General features: G+C 71.2%; 21 protein-coding genes. 8 read left to right on the top strand and 13 right to left on the bottom strand.

Annotated elements, in window-relative coordinates:
- Window positions 1-88: 88 nt before the first annotated feature.
- The 3 genes from ASD62_RS13820 (at window position 89) to ASD62_RS13830 (ending at window position 2,259) form a co-directional block, all read left to right on the top strand.
- The gene (locus tag ASD62_RS13820; protein WP_056916451.1) at window positions 89-559 is read left to right on the top strand and encodes a MarR family winged helix-turn-helix transcriptional regulator; all 471 of its coding nucleotides are present in this window, start codon (window positions 89-91) and stop codon (window positions 557-559) included.
- On the top strand, window positions 556-1,857 hold the full coding sequence (locus ASD62_RS13825; RefSeq protein WP_056916452.1) for an MFS transporter: 1,302 nt from the start codon (window positions 556-558) through the stop codon (window positions 1,855-1,857). The genes ASD62_RS13820 and ASD62_RS13825 overlap by 4 nt, the downstream gene beginning before the upstream one ends.
- A gap of 153 nt (window positions 1,858-2,010) precedes the next feature.
- Window positions 2,011-2,259, top strand: coding sequence for a hypothetical protein (locus tag ASD62_RS13830; protein WP_056916453.1), 249 nt, complete (start codon window positions 2,011-2,013; stop codon window positions 2,257-2,259).
- Between the two features lie 36 nt (window positions 2,260-2,295).
- Here ASD62_RS13830 and ASD62_RS13835 read toward each other — a convergent pair whose 3' ends face one another.
- The 4 genes from ASD62_RS13835 to ASD62_RS13850 form a co-directional block, all read right to left on the bottom strand.
- Window positions 2,296-3,603 (bottom strand): lytic murein transglycosylase, encoded by a 1,308-nt coding sequence (locus ASD62_RS13835; protein ID WP_056916454.1) that lies wholly within the window; start codon window positions 3,601-3,603, stop codon window positions 2,296-2,298.
- Between the two features lie 103 nt (window positions 3,604-3,706).
- Window positions 3,707-4,828 carry a phosphoserine transaminase gene (gene serC / locus ASD62_RS13840; protein ID WP_056916455.1) on the bottom strand — a complete coding sequence of 374 codons (1,122 nt, stop codon included), beginning with the start codon at window positions 4,826-4,828 and terminating at the stop codon, window positions 3,707-3,709.
- Between the two features lie 199 nt (window positions 4,829-5,027).
- Window positions 5,028-6,020, bottom strand: coding sequence for a type IV toxin-antitoxin system AbiEi family antitoxin domain-containing protein (locus tag ASD62_RS13845; RefSeq protein ID WP_056916456.1), 993 nt, complete (start codon window positions 6,018-6,020; stop codon window positions 5,028-5,030).
- 217 nt (window positions 6,021-6,237) lie between these two features.
- Window positions 6,238-7,335 carry a citrate synthase 2 gene (locus ASD62_RS13850; protein WP_056917400.1) on the bottom strand — a complete coding sequence of 366 codons (1,098 nt, stop codon included), beginning with the start codon at window positions 7,333-7,335 and terminating at the stop codon, window positions 6,238-6,240.
- Window positions 7,336-7,421: 86 nt separating this feature from the next.
- Here ASD62_RS13850 and ASD62_RS13855 point away from each other — a divergent pair, with 86 nt between their 5' ends.
- A complete protein-coding gene (locus tag ASD62_RS13855) occupies window positions 7,422-8,012 on the top strand; it encodes a pentapeptide repeat-containing protein (protein WP_056916457.1) in 591 nt (196 codons plus the stop codon).
- Between the two features lie 3 nt (window positions 8,013-8,015).
- On the opposite strand, the gene ASD62_RS13860 is transcribed toward ASD62_RS13855, so the two are convergent.
- Window positions 8,016-8,885, bottom strand: a complete 870-nt coding sequence (locus ASD62_RS13860; RefSeq protein ID WP_056916458.1) for an NYN domain-containing protein — start codon at window positions 8,883-8,885, stop codon at window positions 8,016-8,018.
- Window positions 8,886-8,943: 58 nt separating this feature from the next.
- Between ASD62_RS13860 and ASD62_RS13865 the strand changes: the two genes are divergently transcribed.
- Window positions 8,944-10,224: an MFS transporter gene (locus ASD62_RS13865; RefSeq protein ID WP_157581610.1), complete on the top strand. Its 1,281-nt coding sequence runs from the start codon at window positions 8,944-8,946 to the stop codon at window positions 10,222-10,224.
- Between the two features lie 133 nt (window positions 10,225-10,357).
- On the opposite strand, the gene ASD62_RS13870 is transcribed toward ASD62_RS13865, so the two are convergent.
- Window positions 10,358-11,278 (bottom strand): oxygenase MpaB family protein, encoded by a 921-nt coding sequence (locus ASD62_RS13870; RefSeq protein WP_082581016.1) that lies wholly within the window; start codon window positions 11,276-11,278, stop codon window positions 10,358-10,360.
- Window positions 11,279-11,285: 7 nt separating this feature from the next.
- Window positions 11,286-11,681 carry a hypothetical protein gene (locus ASD62_RS13875; protein WP_056916460.1) on the bottom strand — a complete coding sequence of 132 codons (396 nt, stop codon included), beginning with the start codon at window positions 11,679-11,681 and terminating at the stop codon, window positions 11,286-11,288.
- Between the two features lie 47 nt (window positions 11,682-11,728).
- On the opposite strand from ASD62_RS13875, the gene pdxH reads away from it, so the two are divergent.
- Window positions 11,729-12,409 (top strand): pyridoxamine 5'-phosphate oxidase, encoded by a 681-nt coding sequence (gene pdxH / locus ASD62_RS13880; protein WP_056916461.1) that lies wholly within the window; start codon window positions 11,729-11,731, stop codon window positions 12,407-12,409.
- Here the strand turns inward: pdxH and ASD62_RS13885 are convergent.
- Window positions 12,406-12,939 carry a phosphate-starvation-inducible PsiE family protein gene (locus ASD62_RS13885; protein ID WP_157581474.1) on the bottom strand — a complete coding sequence of 178 codons (534 nt, stop codon included), beginning with the start codon at window positions 12,937-12,939 and terminating at the stop codon, window positions 12,406-12,408. The genes pdxH and ASD62_RS13885 overlap by 4 nt on opposite strands.
- 210 nt (window positions 12,940-13,149) lie before the next feature.
- On the opposite strand from ASD62_RS13885, the gene edd reads away from it, so the two are divergent.
- Complete coding sequence (gene edd, locus ASD62_RS13890) at window positions 13,150-15,012, top strand: phosphogluconate dehydratase (RefSeq protein ID WP_369818821.1); 1,863 nt, start codon at window positions 13,150-13,152, stop codon at window positions 15,010-15,012.
- Window positions 15,009-15,671 (top strand): bifunctional 4-hydroxy-2-oxoglutarate aldolase/2-dehydro-3-deoxy-phosphogluconate aldolase, encoded by a 663-nt coding sequence (gene eda / locus ASD62_RS13895; protein WP_082553301.1) that lies wholly within the window; start codon window positions 15,009-15,011, stop codon window positions 15,669-15,671. The genes edd and eda overlap by 4 nt, the downstream gene beginning before the upstream one ends.
- Window positions 15,672-16,133: 462 nt before the next feature.
- On the opposite strand, the gene ASD62_RS13900 is transcribed toward eda, so the two are convergent.
- The 5 genes from ASD62_RS13900 to ASD62_RS13920 form a co-directional block, all read right to left on the bottom strand.
- Window positions 16,134-16,799 carry a malonic semialdehyde reductase gene (locus ASD62_RS13900; RefSeq protein ID WP_235530707.1) on the bottom strand — a complete coding sequence of 222 codons (666 nt, stop codon included), beginning with the start codon at window positions 16,797-16,799 and terminating at the stop codon, window positions 16,134-16,136.
- A gap of 52 nt (window positions 16,800-16,851) precedes the next feature.
- Window positions 16,852-17,925: a LacI family DNA-binding transcriptional regulator gene (locus tag ASD62_RS13905; protein WP_082580824.1), complete on the bottom strand. Its 1,074-nt coding sequence runs from the start codon at window positions 17,923-17,925 to the stop codon at window positions 16,852-16,854.
- Between the two features lie 108 nt (window positions 17,926-18,033).
- A complete protein-coding gene (locus tag ASD62_RS13910; RefSeq protein ID WP_235530708.1) occupies window positions 18,034-20,004 on the bottom strand; it encodes an ABC transporter ATP-binding protein in 1,971 nt (656 codons plus the stop codon).
- Window positions 20,001-20,933, bottom strand: coding sequence for an ABC transporter permease (locus tag ASD62_RS13915; RefSeq protein WP_056916465.1), 933 nt, complete (start codon window positions 20,931-20,933; stop codon window positions 20,001-20,003). The genes ASD62_RS13910 and ASD62_RS13915 overlap by 4 nt, the downstream gene beginning before the upstream one ends.
- Complete coding sequence (locus tag ASD62_RS13920) at window positions 20,930-21,919, bottom strand: ABC transporter permease (protein ID WP_056916466.1); 990 nt, start codon at window positions 21,917-21,919, stop codon at window positions 20,930-20,932. The genes ASD62_RS13915 and ASD62_RS13920 overlap by 4 nt, the downstream gene beginning before the upstream one ends.
- Window positions 21,920-21,945 lie beyond the last annotated feature (26 nt).

Raw genomic sequence — 21,945 nt, forward strand, 5'->3', positions numbered from 1 at the left:
GCACTCGGCCTCGCGGGCGGAGGGGCACGCTGGAAATACTTAGCACAGGTAATGAGTTATGCTAAGTACCTGAACCAAGGAGACCATCATGACCCCACCGCCTGCGCGCTCACCGCGCCGCACCGCTGAGGCCGGTCTCACCCCCGCAGCGGTCTCGCGGCTCGCCGGAGAGCTCCGACTCGCGTGCATGCGCATCTCGCGCCGCGTGAGGTTCGAGAGCACCGACGCCATCGCGCCGCACCAGTTCTCGGTCCTGAACCGCCTGGAGAAAGCTCCCTGCACGCCGGGTGAGCTGGCCGAGATCGAACGGGTGAGCGCCCCCAGCATGACCCGCACCGTCGGACGACTCGTCGAGCTCGGTCTCGTCGAGCGCACCGCCGACCCCTCCGACCGCCGACAGGTCATCCTGTCCCTCACGCCCGACGCCCTGACGCTGCTGCGCGACATCCGTCGCAAGCGCGACGCCTGGATGTCGGTGCGCGTGGGCCACCTCACGCCGGCCGAGCAGGACATCCTCGAGCAGGCCGCGGTCATCCTCACCAGGGTGGCCAACGAATGAGCCCGACCTTCTCCTCCCTGTCCGTGCGGAACTACCGCATCTACGCCACCGGCGCGTTCATCTCCAACATCGGCACGTGGATGGGCCGCGTCGCGCAGGACTGGCTGGTCCTGACCGAGCTGACGAACCACTCGTCCACCGCGCTCGGCATCGTCACGGGGCTGCAGTTCCTGCCGTTCCTCCTGCTCGCGCCGTGGGCCGGGATGATCGCCGACCGCTACCCCAAGCGCGTCATCCTCGCGATCACCCAGACGGCACTCGCACTGTCGTCCCTGGCCCTGGGCCTGCTCGTCGTCACGGGCACCGCGCAGCTGTGGATGGTCTACGCCATCGCGCTGTTCACCGGTGTCGCGACGGCCGTGGACAACCCGGCCCGCCAGACGTTCGTCTCCGAGATGGTGCCGCGGGAGCGGCTCGCCAACGCCGTGTCGCTCAACAGCGCCAGCTTCAACGCCGGCCGACTCGTGGGCCCCGGCGTCGCCGGCCTGACCATCGCCGCGTTCGGCACCGGGTGGACGCTGCTGCTCAACACGCTGACGTTCGTCGCCGTGCTCATCGCCCTGGGGTCGATGACCCGCTCCGAGCTGAAGCCCGCCCCGACGCTGTCACGCGGGAAGGGCGCCATCCGCGAGGGCGTCCGGTACGTCCGCGGTCGGCCCGACATCATGCTCGTGATGGCTCTGGTCTTCGTGCTGGGGACGTTCGGGATGAACTTCCAGATCACGACCGCGCTCATGGCGACCCGGGAGTTCGGCAAGGGCCCGCAGGAGTACGGCCTGCTCGGCTCCATCATGGCGATCGGGTCGCTGTCGGCAGCCTTGCTGTCGGCCCGACGCGCCCGCCCGCGGCTGCGGATCCTGCTCCTCGCGTTCGTCGGCTTCACCATCTCCAGCGGGCTCGCCGCGGTCGCGCCGACCTACACCTTGTTTGCCTTGGCGCTGGTCCCCGTCGGGCTGTCCGCCCTGACGGCGCTGACCACCGCCAACGCCATGGTGCAGCTCACCGTCGACTCCGCGATGCGTGGCCGCGTGATGGCGCTCTACATGGCCATCTTCATGGGTGGGACGCCGCTCGGCGCTCCGGTCATCGGCTGGATCGGTGACGTGTGGGGCCCGCGCTGGACCATCGGGATCGGCACCATCGCCGTCGGGCTCGTCACCGTGGTGGTGTCGGTCTGGCTCGCGAAGCACGAGAATGTCCAGGTGACCTACGAGACCAAGCGCCGCCCGCGGCTGCGGATCCGGACCGTTCCGGCGCCGACGCCGGTCTCGGAGCCGGTTCCCGAGGCTGTGCGATGACACCGGTCTTCCGCCGGCGCGTGACCATCGCCGTCCTGGCCATCGTCGTCGCCGTGGCGGTCCTCGCCAGCCTCGTGCGCTGACGGGTTACCGCAGCGCCCGGTCGTCCATCTGACCGAGGCGCGCTTCCGTGGCCCGCGGGACGCTGGAGCCATGGCAGGCGACCTGCCCCCGCCGGGCGCGTTGACCATCCGCCCGCTCGGCCCGGGGACCTGGGAGGTGTCGGGCTGCGGCGTCACCCGCCGTTGCGCGACCCTCGAGGGCGCGCGCCGCTGGGCGTCGTTGCACCTGTCGGACTGCGGGGGCGGCCGGGTCACCCTGCTGGACGAGCAGGGGATGGTCGTCGAGGAGAGCCCCGTGGGTTCCGGGAGCCTCGCCGCCCTCAGCCGCCGCGACGGGTGAGGGCGGGCCGCTGGGTGCGGCGAGGGCTCCTCCGCCCTACTTGAGTCGGCAGAGGATGACGACGCCGAGGAGGTTCACCTCGGGGTCGTAGCCGGCGGGGCACTTGCCGTCCTTGGGGAGGAGGGTCAGCGGCGGCTTGGTCGTGCTGGGCGTCGGGGCCGGCTTCGAGGTGCTGCTGGACGAGGAGGGCTTCGGGGTCGACGAGGTCGAGCTCGGCGTCTGGCCGGTCACCCCACCCACGACCCCTCCGACGACACCACCGACGGTGCCGGCGAGGCCACCGCCGGCCGTGGTCGAGGGAGCCGGGGTCGAGCCACCCGCACCCGAACCGCCGGTCCCCGAGCCACCCGCGCCGGAGCCGCCCGATCCTGCGCCCGCGGCGGACGTGCTGCTGGGCGAGGGGACGGACCCGTTGGCGCCCGGCTTCGACGTGGACGACGCGGACGGCTTGCTGCCTGCGGCGACGCCGGCCGCGGGTCCGGGCTGGACGACCTCGTTGCCCGTGGGCAGGAAGGGCTGGCCGGTGCGCTGGGCGTCGGAGAGCGTGCCGTCGGGGACGACGGCGAAACCACCGCGGTAGGCGCGGGCGATCGCGAGGACCTCGTCGGCATACGCGTCGCTCTGGTTGTAGCGCAGGACGGCGGTGCGGGCCCCGCTCTCGGTGCCGAGGTTGCCCGGACCGGAGCAGAGGTAGACCGCGGCGCCGGTCACGGCGTCCATGAGGTTCTGCGGGTCCTTGCGGCCGTCGCCGTTCGCGTCGACGCCCACCGAGCGCCAGGTGCCCGGGATGAACTGCATCGGCCCGACCGCGCGGTCGAAGCTCGTGTCGCGGTCGAAGGCGCCCCCGTCGGTGTCGCGGATGACCGCGGTGTTGTTCGTGCCGTTGAGGGGGATGCCGTAGATGCCGGGGCGGACCGTGCCGCTGGCGTCGACGCCGTTGCCGCCGTACCGGCCGTGGTTGGACTCCACCTTGCCGATCCCGGCCAGCAGGGCCCAGTCGATGTTGCACTCGGCGTCGGCCGCGTCGACGAGCTGCGCCCCGCGACGGTATGCCGCGAGCGCGGCGGCGGGGATGCCGTTGGCGCTCCCCGACAGCTGCAGGCCCGCGGCGTCGGCGACCTGGGTCGCGGTGGCCTCCGGCGGGGCCGGGAGCTCGGGCAGGGAGGGGGACTCGGGCCGCTGGACGGCGTCCTTCGGCACGGTGACCAGGGGGCTCGAGTCGGCGACCACGTCCGTGCTGGGGTTGCCGTCGGTGGCCACGAGGACCAGCCCGCTGCCGATCAGGGCCACCGCGGGCAGGGCGGCAGCGATGGTGCGCCAGTTCACGCGGGTCACGCGGGTCATCGTCGACTCCTCGGTCCAGTTCTCCCCACCCCCGGGGCTTACACCGGGAACAACGAGGATTCGGAGCCGAGGTTACGCGCGGGTTGCCGCGGACGCGCGCCGATCAGCCGACAATGTGCTCAATACAGGCAATCAGGGCAGAGACGTCCTCGGGCTCGGTGGCCGGGAAGGTCGCCACACGCAGCTGGTTTCGGCCGAGCTTGCGGTACGGCTCCACGTCGACGACGCCGTGCGCGCGCAGGGTCTTGGCGATCGCCGCGGCGTCCACCGCGTCGTCGAAGTCGATCGTGGAGACGACCTGCGAGCGGGCGGCCGGGTCGGAGACGTACGGGGTGGTGTAGCTCGTGCGCTCGGCCCAGTCGTAGAGGCGGCCGCTGGAGTCCGCGGTGCGCTCGACGGCCCAGTCGAGGCCACCGTGGCCGTTGATCCAGTCGATCTGCGACCGCAGCAGGGCGAGCGTGGACAGCGCAGGGGTGTTGTAGGTCTGGTTGAGCCGGCTGTTGGACACGGCTGTCGGCAGGCTGAAGAAGTCGGGGACCCACCGGCCGCTCGCGGCGATCTCGTCCACCCGGGCCAGGGCCGCGGGGGAGAACGCCGCCAGCCACAGGCCACCGTCGGCGGCGAAGCACTTCTGCGGGCCGAAGTAGTAGACGTCGGTCTCGGAGACGTCGACCGGCAGTCCACCGGCACCCGACGTCGCGTCGACGAGCACCAGGGCGCCCTCGTCGGCACCCTCGACGCGCTTCACGGGGGCCATGACACCGGTGGACGTCTCGTTGTGGGGCCAGGCGTAGACGTCGACGCCCGCCTCCGCACGTGCGGTGGCCAGGCTGCCCGGGTCGGCCTTGATGATCGTGGAGTCGCCGAGGAACGGTGCGTTCTGGGTGACCGAGGCGAACTTGGACGAGAACTCGCCGAACGCCAGGTGCTGCGCGCGCTCGCGGACCAGCCCGAAGGCCGCGATGTCCCAGAACGCGGTCGAGCCGCCGTTGCCCAGGATGATCTCGTACCCCTCCGGCAGGCTGAACAGGTCGGACAGGCCCTCGCGGACCGCCCCGACGAGGTTCCGGACCGGTGCCTGGCGGTGCGACGTGCCGAGCAGGGTGGACCCCAGGCTCGCGAGGTAGTCGACCTGCTCGGAGCGCACCTTCGAGGGACCGGAACCGAACCGGCCGTCCTTCGGCAGGAGGTCGGCGGGGATCGTCTGGGCGGCGTTGTCAGTCACGCGCCCAGTGTCGCACCCCGTCCCGAGGCGTGGGACGTCAGGTCCACCGTCCGGACTCCGCCCCGCGCCATACCGTCCTCTCCGCCCACTCCGCGGCGTTGTGGTGCAGCAACCTCTGCTAGCAGCGGTTGCTGCACCACGGACAGGGAGCAACCTGTGTCGGGTGCTGCAACCTGTGCTGAGTGCGCTCTGATCGACGTCAGAAACGGACGCGCCGCCGAGCGCGCAGGATGGCCGCGTCGACGCGTGAGCGAACCAGGCGGAGGTCATCAGCCTCCGCCCACACGAATCGGGTGACCTCGCGACCGGCATCGCGCAGGCGGTCCTCGCGCCACTTCTCCGTCGCCAGGGCAGCTCTCAGCTGATCGGCCGTGGGGTTCACCAGGTCGCCCGAGTACTTGGCCATCCCGTCGAACTCGATCACCACCGGCTCGTCATCGAGCTCGAAGTCGGCCCGCCACCGTCGCCCTTCCGCCTGCACCCAGACCTGCGGGGTGAAGCGGTAGCCCAGGACGCGCAGGGTGTGCGCCAGGCGGGTCTCTCCCACGGACTCATGGCGACCGTCGGCGTGCTTCAGGAGCTGGCGGACGGCTGTGATGCCGGGGTGTCGGCCATGGGCGCGGACGGCTGCGTCGAGCTCTTCGGGCGTCGCGAGACCGCGACGGAGGGCGGCGTCGGCAGCGACGAGCGTCTCCAACGGGAACGGACAATGACCTGGCCGCGACGGAACGAGGCCGACCTGCACCACGGCTTGAGCCACGGGAACGGTGAGGTAGCCACGCGGACACAGGACGGGGTCGCCACCGAAGGCGGGATGGAGAAGGGCCGATGGCCGATGCCTGGAGTGGTCATCGCGCACGCGGCACAGGTGAGCCGTGCTGAGGTCGGACTTCCAGAGGGGTACGTCGTGCAGCACCAGCGCGGACTGGTGGCTCGCAACCGCCCGTCCGTCGAACGAGCGGATCAGGGCGAGCGTGAGGAGGCTGTGTCGCCGGCGCTCGGTGTCGAAGTGGTCGACCCCCTCCCACGGGGGACGGTCAGCGTTCGGCGGATGCACGGCATACCAGCCGCGGATGAGGCGCGTGACGGAGCCGAGTCGTCTCAGTCGGCGGAGGTCCGATGGACCGATGCCGATCTGTGCGGCCTCGGCAGCCGAGACGATGCCGTCCTTGGCCAGGTCGTGGAGTTCCATCGCGAAAGGGTGTCGCAGATGACCCGTTCCTCGCGGAGGGCCTGTGGACAACGCGGTACCTCGGCCAGTCCGGGCCCCACCCAGCACAGGTTGCTGCCCAAGGGGCAGGGAGCACCCTGTGCTGACTGCAGCAACCTCTGCTAGCAGAGGTTGCTGCAGTCAGCTGCAGTCAGCGGCAGTCAAGGGCAGAGTGCCCCTGGCGGGTATGGCGCGGGGGTCAGGCGCGGTGGCCGGTGACGGCGTCGAGGCCGCGGGGGCCCTCGCCGACGTACCGGGACGACGGGCGGATCAGGCGCCCGGTCTTCTTCTGCTCGAGGACGTGGGCGGACCAGCCGGCGGTGCGCGCCGAGACGAACAGCGGCGTCATCATGTGGCCGGGGACGTCGGCGAAGTCGAGCAGCACGGCCGCCCAGTAGTCGACGTTGGTCTCCAGGACGCGGTCGGGCTGGCGCTCGCGCAGCTCGGTGAGCGCGGCCTGCTCGAGCTCGAGGGCCACCTGGTAGCGCGGAGCCCCGAGCCGCTTGCAGGTGTCGCGCAGGACGGCGGCGCGCGGGTCGTAGGCCCGGTAGACCCGGTGCCCGAAGCCCATCAGGCGCTCGCCGCGGTCGAGGACGTCCTTGACGTAGGCCCGGGCATCGCCGGTCCGCTCGACGCCCTCGATCATGTGCTGGGCGCGGGACGGCGCACCACCGTGCAGCGGCCCGGACAGTGCTCCGATGGCGCCCGAGAGGCAGGCGGCGACGTCGGCGCCGGTGGAGGCGATGACCCGGGCGGTGAAGGTCGAGGCGTTCATGCCGTGCTCGGCCGCCGACGTGAAGTAGGCGTCGATCGCCTCGACGTGCGCCGGGTCGGGCTCGCCGCGCCAGCGGATCATGAACCGCTCCACGATCGTCCTGCCCTCGTCGACCCGCGCCTGCGGCACCATCGGGGTGTTCTGCCCGTGGGCGGACTGCGCGATGAACGACAGGATCATCACCGAGGCACGGGCCAGGTCGTCCCGGGCCTGCTCGGGGGAGATGTCCAGCAGGGGCTTGAACCCCCACAGCGGTGCGAGCTGGGCGATCGCCGACTGCGCGTCGACGCGGATGTCGCCCGTGTGCACCGGGAGCGGGAACGGCTCGGCCGGCGGCAGCCCGCGCTCGAACGAGTTGTCGACGAGCAGGCCCCAGACCTGTCCGAAGCTGACCTTCCCGACCAGGTCCTTGAGGTCGACCCCGCGGTAGCGGAGCGAGCCGCCCTCCTTGTCGGGTTCGGCGATCTCGGACTCGAAGGCGATGACACCCTCGAGCCCGGGCTTGAAGTCACTGTCGGACATCGGGTCCCCGATCTTGTTCGTCAACACTGGCGATGGTCAGGCTCGGGACATTCTGCACCGTCGGCGCCGTCCGCCACCATGGAGCCATGCTCATCGCGGACGAGGACTACGACGGCGAGACGTTCACGGGCGACCTCGGGGGCGGTTCGGGAGCCTCCGCGGAGAACGCGCGGTTCCTCGAGTGCACGTTCGACGAGGCGGACCTGTCGTCGCTGCGGGCGTCGCGTGCGCGGTTCAGCGAGTGCGGGCTCACCGGGGTGCGTGGGGCGGGGGTGGACCTCTCGGAGACGACGTGGCAGGACTGCACCGTCCGCGGTGCCCGGCTCGGCGCCGTCCAGCTGTATGGCGCGCAGCTGCGCCGCGTCCGCTTCGAGGGTTGCAAGATCGAGTTCCTCAACCTGCGCGGGGCCAAGCTCGTCGACGTGCAGTTCGTCGACTGCCAGCTCGTCGAGCCGGATCTCGCCGAGGCCGAGCTGACCCGGGTCCAGGTGGACGGTGGCCGGGTCATCGCCCCGGACTTCTCCCGCGCCCGGCTCAAGGACGTCGACCTGAGCTCGTCGGTGGTCAGCGCGCCACGCGGGATCACCGGGATGGCGGGCGCGACGATCTCGCGCCTGCAGCTCATCGACCTTGCCGAGGCGTTCGCCGTGGAGCTGAACCTCAAGGTCACCGACTGAGGGTCAGCCCTTCGCGCGGCGCTTGTCCCGGACCGACAGGCTCTGCTTGCCCTCGTCGCGGATCTCGAACAGCTCGATCGCCTTGAGGAGCTTGATCAACGAGCCGTAGCCGTAGTTGCGCGAGTCGAACGACGACTGGTTCGAGATGTACTGCCCGATCGTGCTGACCCTGGCCCAGCCGTCCTCGTCGGCAGCGCCCTCGGCGGCGTTGCGCAGCATCCGGACCAGGCGCGCGTCGCCCTTGAGGTCGGCGGGGCTGCGCCGCGACGAGGACGGAGCGTCCGTGGTCTTGCTGGCGGCCGCAGCCGCGGCGGTCGCCGCCTTCTTGCGTGCCGTCGTCCGCTTGGTGGTCGGGGCCGCGGCGGCAGCCGGCTCGGCAACGGGCTCGGCAACGGGCTCGGCCGCCGCGGAAACTGGCTCGACCACCTCCTCCTCGGGCTCGGAGAGCTGGTCGAGCCGCAGGAACTTCGTGCAGGCGGTCTGGAACGGCTCGGGCGTCTTCGCCTCGCCGAACCCGTACACCTGGGCCCCCTTGGCGCGCAGGTGCATCACGAGCGGGGTGAAGTCGGCGTCCGAGGACACGATCCCGAACGCGTCGGGGTGGTCGTTGTAGAGCAGCGCCATCGCGTCGACGACCATCGCCATGTCGCTGGCGTTCTTGCCGCGGGAGTAGTCGAACTGCTGGATCGGCTGGATGGCGTTGGCATGCAGCACCTCGGTCCACGGCCGCAGACCGGGCTTGGTCCAGTTGCCGTACGCCCGGCGGATGCTCGTCTCCCCGAGCTTGGACAGCTCGCTGAGGATGAGGTCGAGCTTCTTGGCGGAGGAGTTGTCCGCATCGATGAGCAGGGCGATGCGTGCGCGGGGGTCCATGCCGCGACGCTACGCCCGAACCGCGGCACGGGGCGCGGGCCACGCGGCATACAGTCCTCTGGTGCCGTTGCTCCTCGACCTCGCCCCGCTCCGGGAGAACGCGCCGTACCGCCGCCTGTATGCCGGGTTCACCCTCTCGAACGTCGGCTCCCAGCTCGCGGTGGTCGCCATCGGCCTGCAGGTCTACTCGCTCACGCACAGCACCGCGGCGGTCGGCATCGTGGGCCTCTGCGCGTTGGTGCCGTTGGTGTTCATGGGCCTGTACGGCGGCACGCTGGTCGACCACTACGACCGCCGGGTCGTCGGGCTGGTCGCGCAGGGGGTGGCCTTCGTGACGAGCCTGCTCTGCGCCCTGCAGGCCTGGATCGGCAACACGCAGGTGTGGGTCCTCTACCTCCTGGTCGCGGTGTGGAACGGCGCGTTCGCCGTCTCCTCACCCGCCCGCAGCTCGATCTACCCACGCATCCTGCGGCGCGACCAGCTCCCCGCGGCCAACGCGTTGTCCGTCTTCGCGATGAACGCCTCGATGACCGTCGGCCCGCTGCTCGCCGGTGTGCTCGTCGATGCCGGCGGGTTCAAGGCGGCCTACACGACCGATGCCGTCATCACGACCGCGGCCCTGTGGGGTCTTGCCAAGCTCCCGCCGCTCCCGCCCGAGCCGACGGAGGAGGGCGCGACACCGAGCAAGCCCGGACTGCGTTCTGTCCTCGACGGATTCGCGTTCCTCGCCACCCGCCCGAACGTCCGCATGACGTTCGTCGCCGACATCGCCGCGATGCTGCTGGCCCAGCCCCGGGTGCTGTTCCCCGCCGCCGGCGCGGTGATCTTCGGCGGCGGCGCCAGGACCGTCGGCGCCCTCAGCGCGGCGGCGGCGGTCGGCGGGATCGTCGCGATGTTCTTCTCGGGACGGCTCGGGCACGTGCGACGGCAGGGGCTGGCGATCATGGTGTCGATCGTCGGCTGGGGGTTCGCGATCGCCGGCTTCGGTGCGGCCATGCTGGCCGCCGGGGGAGTGCTCAGCCGCGGCCACGCGCTGTGGTTCGGCCTGCTCGCGATGGCGGTCGCCGGGGCGGCGGACTCGGTGAGCTCGGTGTTCCGCACGACGATCCTCCAGGCCGCGACGCCGGACCACCTGCGCGGGCGGCTGCAGGGCGTGTTCATCGTGGTGGTGGCCGGTGGACCGCGCCTCGGGGAGATGGCGGGAGGCTTCCTGTCGACCGGCGTGGGTGAGGCGTGGACGGCCGTGATCGGCGGTATGGCGTGCGTGCTCGCCATCGTCGTCCTGGCCCGCGTGCAGTCGGGCTTCCTGCGCTACGACGCCCGCCACCCCACGCCCTAGCCGGCGGCCGGGCGCCCGACCCCCGGTTCACTGCCCTCAGGCACCCGGTGCGCGGCCCTCAGGCACCCGGTGCCGGGGCCGCCGACCGCCGGTCCCCGGGCCTCCGGTGCCCGGGCTTTCGCTTCCCGGGCCGTCAGGCGACGACGTCGCGCTGGGCGAGGGCCCGTCGCCGGACGTCGTCCGGGTCCTGCATGGCCCAGCGGACCGTCGCCGTCGCGAAGCCGCCGATCGGCCGGCCGAGGTAGCGCTCGGTGACGGGCAGCCAGGGCAGCCGCAGCGGCATACGGGCCCAGCGGGGGAGCATCGCGACCGCACCGGCGGCCAACGCGCTGTAGCCGGCCCGCGCAGCGAACGGTAGAGGGGGGTGGACGAGCAGGAACCGGGCCGCCTCGCGCGCCGCCTCGGTGGACTCGAGCTCTGGGCGGTAGTCCTCGATGGTCTGGCGCAGGGCGGCGACGGTGCGCGGCGGGTCGATCACGCCGAGGGCCTCGGCGACCACGCAGCTCTGCTCGACGTAGCGGTCGGCCTCGGCGTCGGTGAGGGGCGTCACGGCGTACCGCTGGTAGGCCGTGAGGAAGCTGTCGGCCTCGGTGACGTGCACCCACTTCAGCAGGTGCGGGTCGCTGGCGGAGTAGGGGCGGCCGTCGGGCGCCTTGCCGCGGACCCGCTCGTGGATGCCGCGGATGCGCGCGATCAGCGCCTCCGCGTCCTCGATGGTGCCGAACGTCGTCGTCGCGAGGAACTCGCTCGTGCGCTGGAGGCGTCCCCACGGGTCACCCTTGTAGCCCGAGTGACCGGCGACGCCGGCCATCGCCAGGGGGTGCAGGGACTGCAGGAGCAGCGCCCGGATCCCGGCGGGGAACATCGACGCGTCGGCGTGCACGCGCCAGATCGGGTCCTGCGGGGTGAACCACCGCGGACCCTCCGCACCCCAGATGCGCTCGGCCTTCACCTGGGCGTCGTTGCCGGCGACCTTGGAGCGCAGGGCGTGCGCGAGCTGGCGACGGGCGCCCGCACTGAGCGCGCCGGCACCGTTCGAGATCGGGTCGAGCAGGGCCACCTCAGTGACCGCTGCGACGGCGGGGGAGCTGCTTGAGGCGCTCGGCGGGGGTGGGCAGGTCGGCGGGACGGACCCGCGTCGACAGGTCGCTGTTGGCGATCAGCTCCCCGATGGGCGTCGTGGTGGTCGGGTGCGCGGCGATGGGGTCCTCGCCGGAGAAGACGACCCAGACCGCCTCGCCGTGGTCGGCCCGCGGGTCGAACGTCTTGAGGACGGACCCGTCGCGGACGGTCCCGGCGTGCTCGATGGCCCGGCGCCTGGCCTTTTGCCGGTCGAGGGCCTTCTGCGCTGCAGCCATGGCCGGCTCCTTGGCCTGCTGGGCGAGCACGATCGCGTGCGGGCCGTACTTCACGCCCCACCGGATGATGCTGCCGACGGCCTTGCCCTTGCCTGGCATCGTGCCTCCCTGTCGCTGGCTCGTTCTCCCCACCCTAATCTCGGACCATGACAGTTGCGCGGCGCGTGGACTACACCGGCGAAGGGCTCTCCGAGGACGAGGTGGCTGACACGCCCTGGCAGCAGGCCCGGCTCTGGGTCGACGAGGCGATCGCCCGGTCCGAGGCGCAGGACGACGTGCCGGAACCGACGGCCATCTCCATCGCGACGGTCGACGCCGACGGACGGCCGAACGTCCGGACCGTGCTCATGCGCTTCTTCGACGACCGCGGCCCAGGTTTCGTCACCGCGACCGTGTCGGCGAAGGGTCGGGAGATCGCCGCCACCGGCGGCATCGCGGCGGCGCTCACGTGGCCGTCGATGTTCCGCGCCATCCGCTTCCGTGGCCGGGCCGTCGAGCTCGACCGCGAGGAGATCGAGGGCTACTTCTTCTCCCGCCCCTGGGCCTCGCGCATCTCGGCGTGGGCGTCGCAGCAGTCCCAGCCCGTCGGCAGCCGGGCGGACCTCGAGGCCGCCTACGACCGGTATGCCGCGCAGTTCCCCGACCGGGGCAAGGCCGACGACGTGCCCGTCCCCGACTTCTGGGGCGGGTGGCGGGTGCACTGCGACGAGGTGGAGTTCTGGGGCGGGCGACGCAACCGGCTGCACGACCGGCTGGTGTTCACCCGTACCGGCGAGGGCACCCTCGACGACCCGGCGAGCTGGAGCCTGTCCCGCCGTCAGCCCTAGGGCTGCAACGACGCCCGCTTCTCGCGCGCGTTCTCGTCCTGGCCGTCGACGTCCCGCTCCACCTCGTCCTCGCCGTTGCCGGAGTTCGCTCCCTCGCTGGGCTCACGCTCCTTGCGGCGCAGGAGGAACGACGCCAGCGCCAGCACGATGACGGTCCCGGTCAGCAGCCCCATGAGCCGCAGCGTGTCGGCGAACTCGGGCTTGCCCAGCAGGTCGGGTGCCTTCACCGACAGCACGACGATCTCCTTGATCGAGGCGATGATGCCGACGAGCAGGAACGGCTCGGCCACGAGCTCGCGGCGAGCCAGCGTCGTGCGGACGGCGAACAGCAGCTCGACGACGATGAAGACGAGCAGCAGGAGGTCGAGGATCTCGGCCGACGTCTCGATGACACCGCCGCTGCCGAGGTCACCGAACGCCAGGGCGGTCTTGCCGATCACCACTCCCGCGAGGCCGAAGAGGATGACGGCCACCGCCAGGTAGACGACGTTCTCGACCTGCTCGATCAGCCGCTCGATCCACTCGCCCATGACGGACATGGTGGCCGACGGCGCGCTGGTCGGCACCCTGAGCGCGCGTCGGGTCCCCGCCAGCCGTGTCCGCATGGCGGGATGGGCGTTGATGAATCGTGAGACGTCGGCACACTTGTGAAACGAATCACACACGCGCACGCCAAGGGTGTCGTCCGCGCGGTCCTCCTTCTTCGACCGCCGATTTCCAGGAGCCCCATGGCCACCGCCATCCACCCCGTCGTCGCCGAGGTCACCGCCCGGGTGACCGAACGAAGCCGCGCCAGCCGCACGGCCTACCTGCAGCGCCTGTCCCGCGCTGCCTCCGAGCTGAGCCTGCGCCCGGCCCGCACCGACCTCGGGTGCTCCAACCTTGCCCACGCCGTCGCGGCGTGCGGGGGGAGCGACCGCACCACCATGGCTGCCGACACCGGGGTCAGCCTCGGGATCGTCACGTCCTACAACGACATGCTCTCTGCGCACGCGCCCTTCGAGCACTACCCGCAGGCCATGAAGCAGACCGCCCGCGAGGTCGGTGCCGTCGCGCGCGTCGCCGGTGGGGTCCCCGCGATGTGTGACGGCATCACCCAGGGCCGGGCCGGCATGGAGCTCAGCCTGTTCAGCCGCGACGTGATCGCGATGTCGACGGCGATCGCGCTCTCCCACGACGTCTTCGACGGCGTCCTCATGCTCGGGGTCTGCGACAAGATCGTCCCCGGCCTCGTCGCCGGTGCGCTGTCGTTCGGCCACCTGCCGACCGCGCTCGTGCCCGCCGGGCCCATGGCGAGCGGGCGCTCCAACGCCGACAAGGCCGAGACGCGCAAGGCGTATGCCGCCGGCGAGGCGGGGCGCGAGGAGCTCCTCGCCAGCGAGGTCGCGTCCTACCACTCGCCCGGCACGTGCACCTTCTACGGCACCGCCAACTCCAACCAGATGCTCATGGACGTCATGGGCCTGCACCTGCCCGGTGCAGCCTTCATCCACCCCGACGACCCGGTGCGTGACGCCCTCACCGCGGCGACCACGCGTCGCGTCGCGGAGATCGCGGGCTCCGAGCAGCCGTACGGCATCGGCCAGGTCGTCGACGAGAAGTCCGTCGTCAACGGTGTCGTCGCCCTGCTCGCCACGGGCGGCTCGACGAACCACACGATGCACCTGATCTCGATGGCCGCCGCTGCCGGGGTCGACCTGACGTGGGAGGACTTCGACGACCTGTCTGCGGCCGTCCCCTCCGTCGCGCGGATCTACCCCAACGGCCCCGCGGACGTGAACCACTTCCACGCCGCCGGAGGCACGCCCTACCTCGTCCGCACCCTGCTCGACTCGGGGCTGCTGCACGAGGACGTCCTCACGCTCGCCGGGCCCGGCCTGCGCCACTACACGCGCAAGCCGCAGCTCGTCGACGGCGTCCTGGAGTTCGTCGACGCCCCGGCGGAGTCGCTCGACCCCGCGGTCCTGCGCCCGGCGACCGACCCGTTCGCCGCCGATGGCGGGCTGCGTGTCCTGCGCGGCAGCCTGGGCCACGCCGTCATCAAGGTCTCGGCCGTCGCCGACGAGCACAAGGTCGTCGAGGCCCCGGCCCGGGTGTTCACCGACCAGGTCGGGTTCCTCCAGGCGTTCTCGCGCCGTGAGCTGGACCGTGACGTCATCGTCGTCATCCGCGAGCAGGGTCCCAGCGCCAACGGCATGCCCGAGCTGCACGCGCTGACCCCGTCCCTCGGTGTCCTCCAGAAGCGTGGCCACGCCGTCGCGCTCGTCACCGACGGTCGGATGAGCGGAGCGTCCGGCGCGATCCCGGCCGCGATCCATGTGACGCCGGAATCTGTCCACGCCGGCCCCATCTCGAGGATCCAGGACGGTGACGTGATCCGTGTCGACGCCCGCACCGGTCGACTCGACGTCCTCGTCGACGAGGACGAGTTCGCCGCGCGGCTGCCCGCCCAGCGGGTGAGCGAGGAGGGGGTCGGTACGGGTCGTGAGCTGTTCGCGCCGATGCGTGCGGCAGTGGGCCGCGCCGACGAGGGCGCCCACGTCTTCGCCAGCCTGGGGCGCGCCTTCGACCACTCCGTCATCCCCGCCGAGGAGATCTCATGACCGTCCCCACGACCGTTCCCGCCAAGCCCGTCATCTCCCGCGAGGCGGACATCCTCGACCTCGCGCCGGTGATCCCCGTGGTCGTCGTCGACTCCGTCGAGCAGGCGGTCCCCCTCGCGCGGGCGCTGCTCCGCGGCGGCATACCGGTCATCGAGCTGACCCTGCGCAGTGCGGCCGGTCTCGGCGCCATCGAGGCCGTGGCCTCGGAGGTCGAGGGAATGGTCGTCGGCGCGGGCACCGTGGTCACGCCCGAGCAGGTGCGGCAGGTGCAGGACGCCGGCGCACAGTTCATCGTCACGCCGGGTTCGCCCCCACGGCTGCTGGAGGCGGCTCTTGCTTCAGGACTACCCCTGCTCGCGGGTGCGGGGACGCTGACCGAGATGCTGACGCTGGCCGAGGCCGGGCTCGAGGCGATGAAGTTCTTCCCCGCCGAGGCCAGCGGTGGACGCCCGTACCTCTCCGCCGTGGCCGGGCCGTGCCCGCAGCTGCGCTTCTGCCCGACCGGCGGCATCACGCGGGAGACCGCGGCGGACTGGCTCGCGCTCCCGAACGTCGGCTGCGTGGGTGGCTCGTGGCTCACCCCGAAGGACGCCGTCGCGCGCGGCGACTGGGACGTGGTCGAGCGGCTGGCGGCCGAGGCTGCCACACTGCGTCCCTAGGGGATCGCGCCTGTCACCAGGCGATTCGGCATCGTGTGGTGCCCCGCGAACAGGTGGGCGGTGGCCTCGTCGGGGGACTTGAGGCCGCCGTCCACCGCTGTGCCAGAGACCATCCGGGGGTCTGGGCGTCCGCACGTCCGGGCATGGAACAGCCCGCGGGCCTCGCCTCGCCGAATTCGAGCGGCTCGACATGTGCAGGGGACGACCTGCACGGCCCGCGGGCTGCGGTGAACTGCTTGGGATTGCGCAGGATGCGCCGTCGAAGCAGTCGACGTTGCGCACCTAGCGCGCAGTCACCTCACGCGTCCAATATGAAATCAATTCCTGGACCACCTCCCTTCCGTGTACCTCGACGCTAGGTCCACCCAGCGCGTCCCGCAACGGGTTAAGGAAGGGTGTCCGGATCGTGGCCGCCGCCGGGTCGCGACGACGGCCACGATGCAGGGGTGCACGGTCCAGGCCTCAGACGGAGGTGACGACCTCGTCGTAGCCGAGCCGCGGGAGGCGGTCGAACCAGGCGTCGGGGCCGGGGCGGCCGATGTTGACGACCATGAGGGCGCGGTGCTTCCCGTCGGGGAAGAACTCGCGGGAGACGGCGGCGGCGTCGAAGCCGGTCATCGGGCCGGCGGCCAGGCCGGCCGCGCGGACACCGAGGATGAAGTAGGCCGCCTGCAGCGTGGCGTTGAGGTCCGCGGTGGTGCGACGGTTCTCGTCGTCGGCCGCCAGCATGTCGCGGGCACCCGGGAAGATCGGGAACACCGTGGGGAGCTCGTCGTGGAAGTCGTCGTCGGCCGCCAGGATCGCCACGAGGGGGGCGGTGGACGTCTTCGGCTTGTTGTTGCCGCCCATGTGCTCGACCAGCCGGCCGCGTGCCTCGGGGGAGCGGACCAGGACGATGCGCAGGGGCTGGTTGTTCATGGCGGTGGGGCCCCACTTGACCAGCTCGAAGATCGCGCGCACCTGCTCGTCGGTGACGGGCTCGTCGCTGAAGGAGTTGGCGGTCCGGGCCGCGCGGAACAGGAGGTCGGCGGCCTCGGGCGCGAGCTCGAGGTGATCGGCGAACTGGGCCTCGAGCTCGGTCAGGTCATCATGCGTCTGGGTCATAGAAAGTTGAACAGTCAACTTCATGGTTGCATTCCCCAACCACGCCGCCGCAGGTCAGAGCCGCCGGAGCTCCCCGTCAGGCGCGGGCGGTGAGGCTGTCGACGCCGAGGTGCTGGCGCCTCGGGCGGATCTCGGGGCCTTCCCAGGGGCACCCGCACGATCCGCGGAGGACGACCTGCGTGGGCAGGATCTGGGGGGCGACGTCGCGGGTGCGGCCCTGGATGCGCTCGTGCAGGCGGATCGCCGCCCAGCGACCGAGCCCGTGCGTCGGCTGCTTCACCGTGGTCAGGCCGGGGTCGACGTACCGCGACGCCATGATGTCGTCGAACCCGACGATCGCCAGGTCCCGCGGCACGACCACCCCGCGCCGTGCGAGCAGCGTCATCGTGGCCAGGGCCAGCTCGTCGTTGGCGCAGACCAGGGCGTCGGCCCTGCCGGGGGCGGCCATCAGCGTCTCGACGATCTCGAGGGCCGAGGACTCCTCGAACCAGACCCGCAGCGGTGGCATCCCCTCCGTGACCCCCGCCGCAGCGAGGGCCGAGACGAACCCGTCGTAGCGCTGGCTGATGTCGTGGGAGGTCTCCGGGTCGCCGACGAAGACGAGCTTGCGGCGGCCGTGCCCGAGCAGGTGCGTGGTCAGCTCCTCGGCGCTCTCGCTGTTCTCCACGAGGACCGTGTCACAGCCCTCGATCGGGGCGTGCGCGAGGACGACCGTGGGGGTCTTCGTGGCCAGGGTGCGGATGATGGAGTCGCTCGCCGTGCCGTGGGTGAGGACGAGCCCGTCGACCCGCGCGAGGAGGGTGCGCAGGGTCGTGTCGAGGTCGGCGATGCCGGCGGCGAGCACGACGACGACCGACTGGCCGTACTGCGCGGCCGTCGACTCGTACCCCGCGAGCAGCTCGGCGAAGTACGGACCGGTCAGGCCGGGGAGGACGAGCCCATGGGCCTCGTGCCGCTTCACGTCCAGCGTGCGCGCGGCCCGCAGCGGCACGTAGTCGAGCTCCTCGACGGCCCGCAGGACCTTCTGGCGCGTCAGCGGCGAGGACCGCGCGGAGCCCTGGAGGACCCGCGAGACGGTCGCGATGCTGACCCCGGCCCGCTCGGCGACCGTGTAGATCGTCACCGGTCGGTCGTCAGCCTCCACGCTCACCGTCGGGCCCTGTCCATGGGGAGCATCCTTGCGGGCAGGCTGGGGACCGGCAAGCACGCCACCGACCGCGTCCGCCCCTCGGGAGCGGCCGCGGCCGGGTGGGTGCGGTCAGGACGTCGTGGTCACCTGCTCGAACGGGTTCGGTATGGCGTCGAGCAGCGTGCGCGTGTAGGCGTCCTGCGGGTTGCGGATCACCTCGAGGGCGTTGCCCTGCTCGACCACCCTGCCCTGCGACAGCACGAGGATCTCGTCGGCCAGCAGCCGTGCGCTGAGCAGGTCGTGGGTGATGTAGAGGACACCGATGTCGTGCCCGGTGACCAGCTCCTGCAGCAGCTCGAGCACCTCGGCGCGGATGGAGACGTCCAGGCTGGAGATCGGCTCGTCGGCGACGATGAGCTCGGGGTTGGCCGCCAGGGCGCGCGCGATGACGACGCGCTGGCGCTGGCCGCCCGAGAGCTCGTGCGGGTAGCGGTCGAGGAACCGGTTGCTCGGGGTGAGCGCCACGGTCTCCATGAGCTCGCCGGCGACGGCATCGGCCTCCTGCGCCGAAAGCCCGCGGTGGTTGCGCAGCGGACGGGTCAGCGTGTACCGCAGCGTCAGTGCCGGGTTGAGCGAGCTGTAGGGGTCCTGGAACACCATCTGCACGTGTTTGCGGTAGTCCCGCAGCTGGCGCGTCCTCAGCTTCTCCACCGCGATGGTGCCCTCGGAGCCGGTGAAGCGGATGGTGCCGCTGCTGGGCTTGTCGACCCCGGTGATCATGCGGGCGAGGGTCGTCTTCCCGCTGCCGCTCTGGCCCACCAGGGCCGTCACCTCGCCCTTGCGCAGGGCGAAGGAGACGTCGTCGACCGCCAGGGTCTGCTGCTTCCTCAGGCCACGTCGCCGTTCGAAGACCTTGGTCACCGAGTCGACCTCGAGGAAGACCTCGCCACGGCGGGCGCGATCGCTGTCCTCGGCCGTCTTGACGAACTCCGGCCCGGCGAACCGCGTGGTCTGCTCCGGGAGGCCGTCCGGCTTGTCCTCCGAGGGCCCGCGCTGCAGGTGCGCCACGTGGCACGCCACGCGACCTCCGGCCAGGGGGAGCAGCTGCGGTTCGTCGCTGGAGCAGCGCTCGATGGCCTCGGGGCAGCGCGCGGCGAACCGGCAGCCGCTGATCGGGCGCGTGAGGTCCGGTGGGCGGCCCGGGATGTAGGTCACCCGCACCGTGTCGGCACGCGGGTTGCTGTACGAACCCAGCAGTCCCTTGGAGTAGGGGTGCAGCGGGTCCTTGACCAGCGTCGTGGCTGCCTGCTGCTCGACGAGCTGGCCGGCGTACATGACGAAGATCCGGTCGGACAGCTCCATGACGGTGCCGATGTCGTGGCTGATGAACAGCACGGCGAACCCCTGCTCCTTCTGGAGCCGGCGCACCGCCTCGAGGATCGAGCGCTGCACGACGACGTCCAGGCCGGTCGTCGGCTCGTCGAGAAGGACGAAGCGTGGGCGGTTGCAGAGGGCCAGCGCGAGGTTGATGCGCTGCTTCATCCCTCCCGACAGCTCGTGCGGGTAGGCGCTCATGAACTTCTCGTCGATCATGACCATCGAGAAGAGCTCACGGACCCGCTCCGTCACGGCGTCGCCGCGCAGCTCGCTGTGCTCCTCGATGGCGTCGCGGAACTGCGCCTCGACGCGCATGACGGGGTTGAGGGAGTTCATGCTGCTCTGGAACACCGTGGCGATGTCGCGCCAGCGGCGGTGCCGCAGGTCCTCCTGCGACATGGAGGCGATGTCCTCGCCGTCGAACTCGATGCTGCCGTTGCTGATCCGTCCCGGCCGTTCGAGCAGGCTCAGCAGGGCCATCGCCAGGGTGGACTTGCCGCTGCCCGACTCGCCGATGAGGCCGACGAACTCGCCCTCGAGGAGGTCGAAGCTGACCTTGTCCACAGCCGTGAGAGCCGGTGACATCTTCGGCTCGAACCGGACGCTCAGGTCACGGACGCGCAGCAGCGGGTGGCTGTTGCGACGGGTGTCGGCGGCAAGGGTCTGCGACGTGGGCACCGACTCGGTGGTCGCGGCGGCGGTGGTGGCGTCGGTGGTCGTCACGAGTCCTCCCGGAGGTGGGGGTTGGACAGCAGGTCGACGCCGAAGTTGATGAACGTCAGCGACGTGATGAGGAGGGCGAGGATGAGCCCGGGCGCGAGGACCCACGCCCACAGGCCCTGCCCGACCGCACCCTGGGAGTCGGCCTGGTAGAGCATCGTGCCCCACGAGATCGAGTTCGGGTCGCCCAGGCCGAGGAAGGACAGGCCGGCCTCGGCCCCGATGGCGCCGGTGGAGGCGCCGACGAACCCGGCGGCGACCAGCGAGGTCATGCTCGGCATGATCTCCCGGAAGATGATCCGTCCCGACCCCTCGCCGGCGAACTTCGCCGCGGTGACGAAGTCGCGGTTGCGCAGGGTGATGATCTGCGACCGCTTGGCGCGGGCGTGACCGGCCCACGACGTGATGCCGATGACGAACACGATGAGCGGTATGCCGCGCACCTCGCTGTAGGCGATCAGCACGATCATGAGGGGCAGCACGGGAACGACGATGGCGACGTTGGTGATGAACGAGAGGATGTCGTCGATCACCGTCCCCTCCTTGTAGCCCGACCACATGCCGATGACGAGGGCGATCGCGGTGGAGACGAGGCCGCCGAAGAGGCCCACGAGCAGGGAGACGCGGCTGCCGTAGACGAGCTGGGAGAAGATGTCGGCGCCCTGGCTCGTGGTCCCGAGCAGGTGGTCGCCGCTGACGGGCAGCAGCGCGTCGAAGTCCGAGCGCGTGCCCTCGTAGGGCGCGATCAGGGGTGCGAACGCCGCGATGAGGATGAAGGCCAGCAGCAGGATGATGCCGACCCGGGCCTTCGTGTTGCTCCACAGGAGCTGCCACCACCGTTGTTGGCTGTAGCCGGCGTCGCCTTCGCCCCGCTCGTCGGTGGCGTCGCCGGGGCGTTCCTCGGAGCCGGTCTGGACGATTCCTGCGGTCATGACTGCGCCCTCCGTGCACGCGGGTCGAGCACCCCGTAGAGGAGGTCCGCGACGAGGTTCGCCAGCAGGACGCCGACGATGATGAACAGGAGCAAGGTCTGCAGCAGCGGGAAGTCGCGGTTGCCGATGGCCTCACCCATGAGGCGCCCCATGCCGGGGTAGTCGTAGATCTGCTCCACGAGGATCGAGCCGCCGAGGACGCCGCCGAGCGCGATCGCGAAGCCGGTGACGCTGGGCAGCAACGCGTTTCGCGCTGCATACCGGAGGGCAACCACGCGGTCGGGGAGGCCCTTGGCCTTCGCGAGCCGGATGTAGTCCTCGCCCAGGTTCATCACCATGGTGTTGCGCATGCCCAGGATCCAGCCGATCGGCGCGGTGATGAGCAGCGACAGGGCGGGCAGGAACGAGTGGGACACGGCCTCGGTGATGAAGGGTCCGTTGAAGCCCGGGGTGGAGGCGGAGTACCCACCGCTGGTGGGGAACCAGCCCACCGTGTAGCCGAAGACGAACAGCAGCAGCAACGCGATCCAGAACGACGGCAGCGTCCCGATGAACGTGGACCCGAGCGTGACGATGCTGTCGAAGCGGGTGTTGCGTCGCCACGCGGCATACGCACCGAGGGTGATGCCGATGACGAAGGCGAGGATCTGCGTGACCCCCACGAGCACGAGGGTCCAGGGCAGGGCCTGACCGATCACCTCGGTGACGGGGTAGGGGTAGTACGTGTAGGAGATGCCGAAGTCGCCGTGCGCCAACGCCCCCAGGTAGCTGACGTACTGCGTGAACAGGTTGCCGTCGGGCGCGCCGAGCATGGCGCGCATGGCCTGGACGGCGGCGGGGTTGAGCTGTGCGTCCTTGCCGGCGAGCTTCTGGACCATCACCTCGGCAGGATCTCCGGGCTGGAGCCGGGGGATGATGAAGTTGAGGGTGATCGCGGCCCAGAGGGTCGCGAGGAAGAACGCGATCTTGCGGACGAAGTACCTCACGGCGGACCTCCTTGTCCGTGTGCGCC

The organism is Phycicoccus sp. Root563 (assembly GCF_001427915.1).
GTDB lineage: Bacteria > Actinomycetota > Actinomycetes > Actinomycetales > Dermatophilaceae > Pedococcus.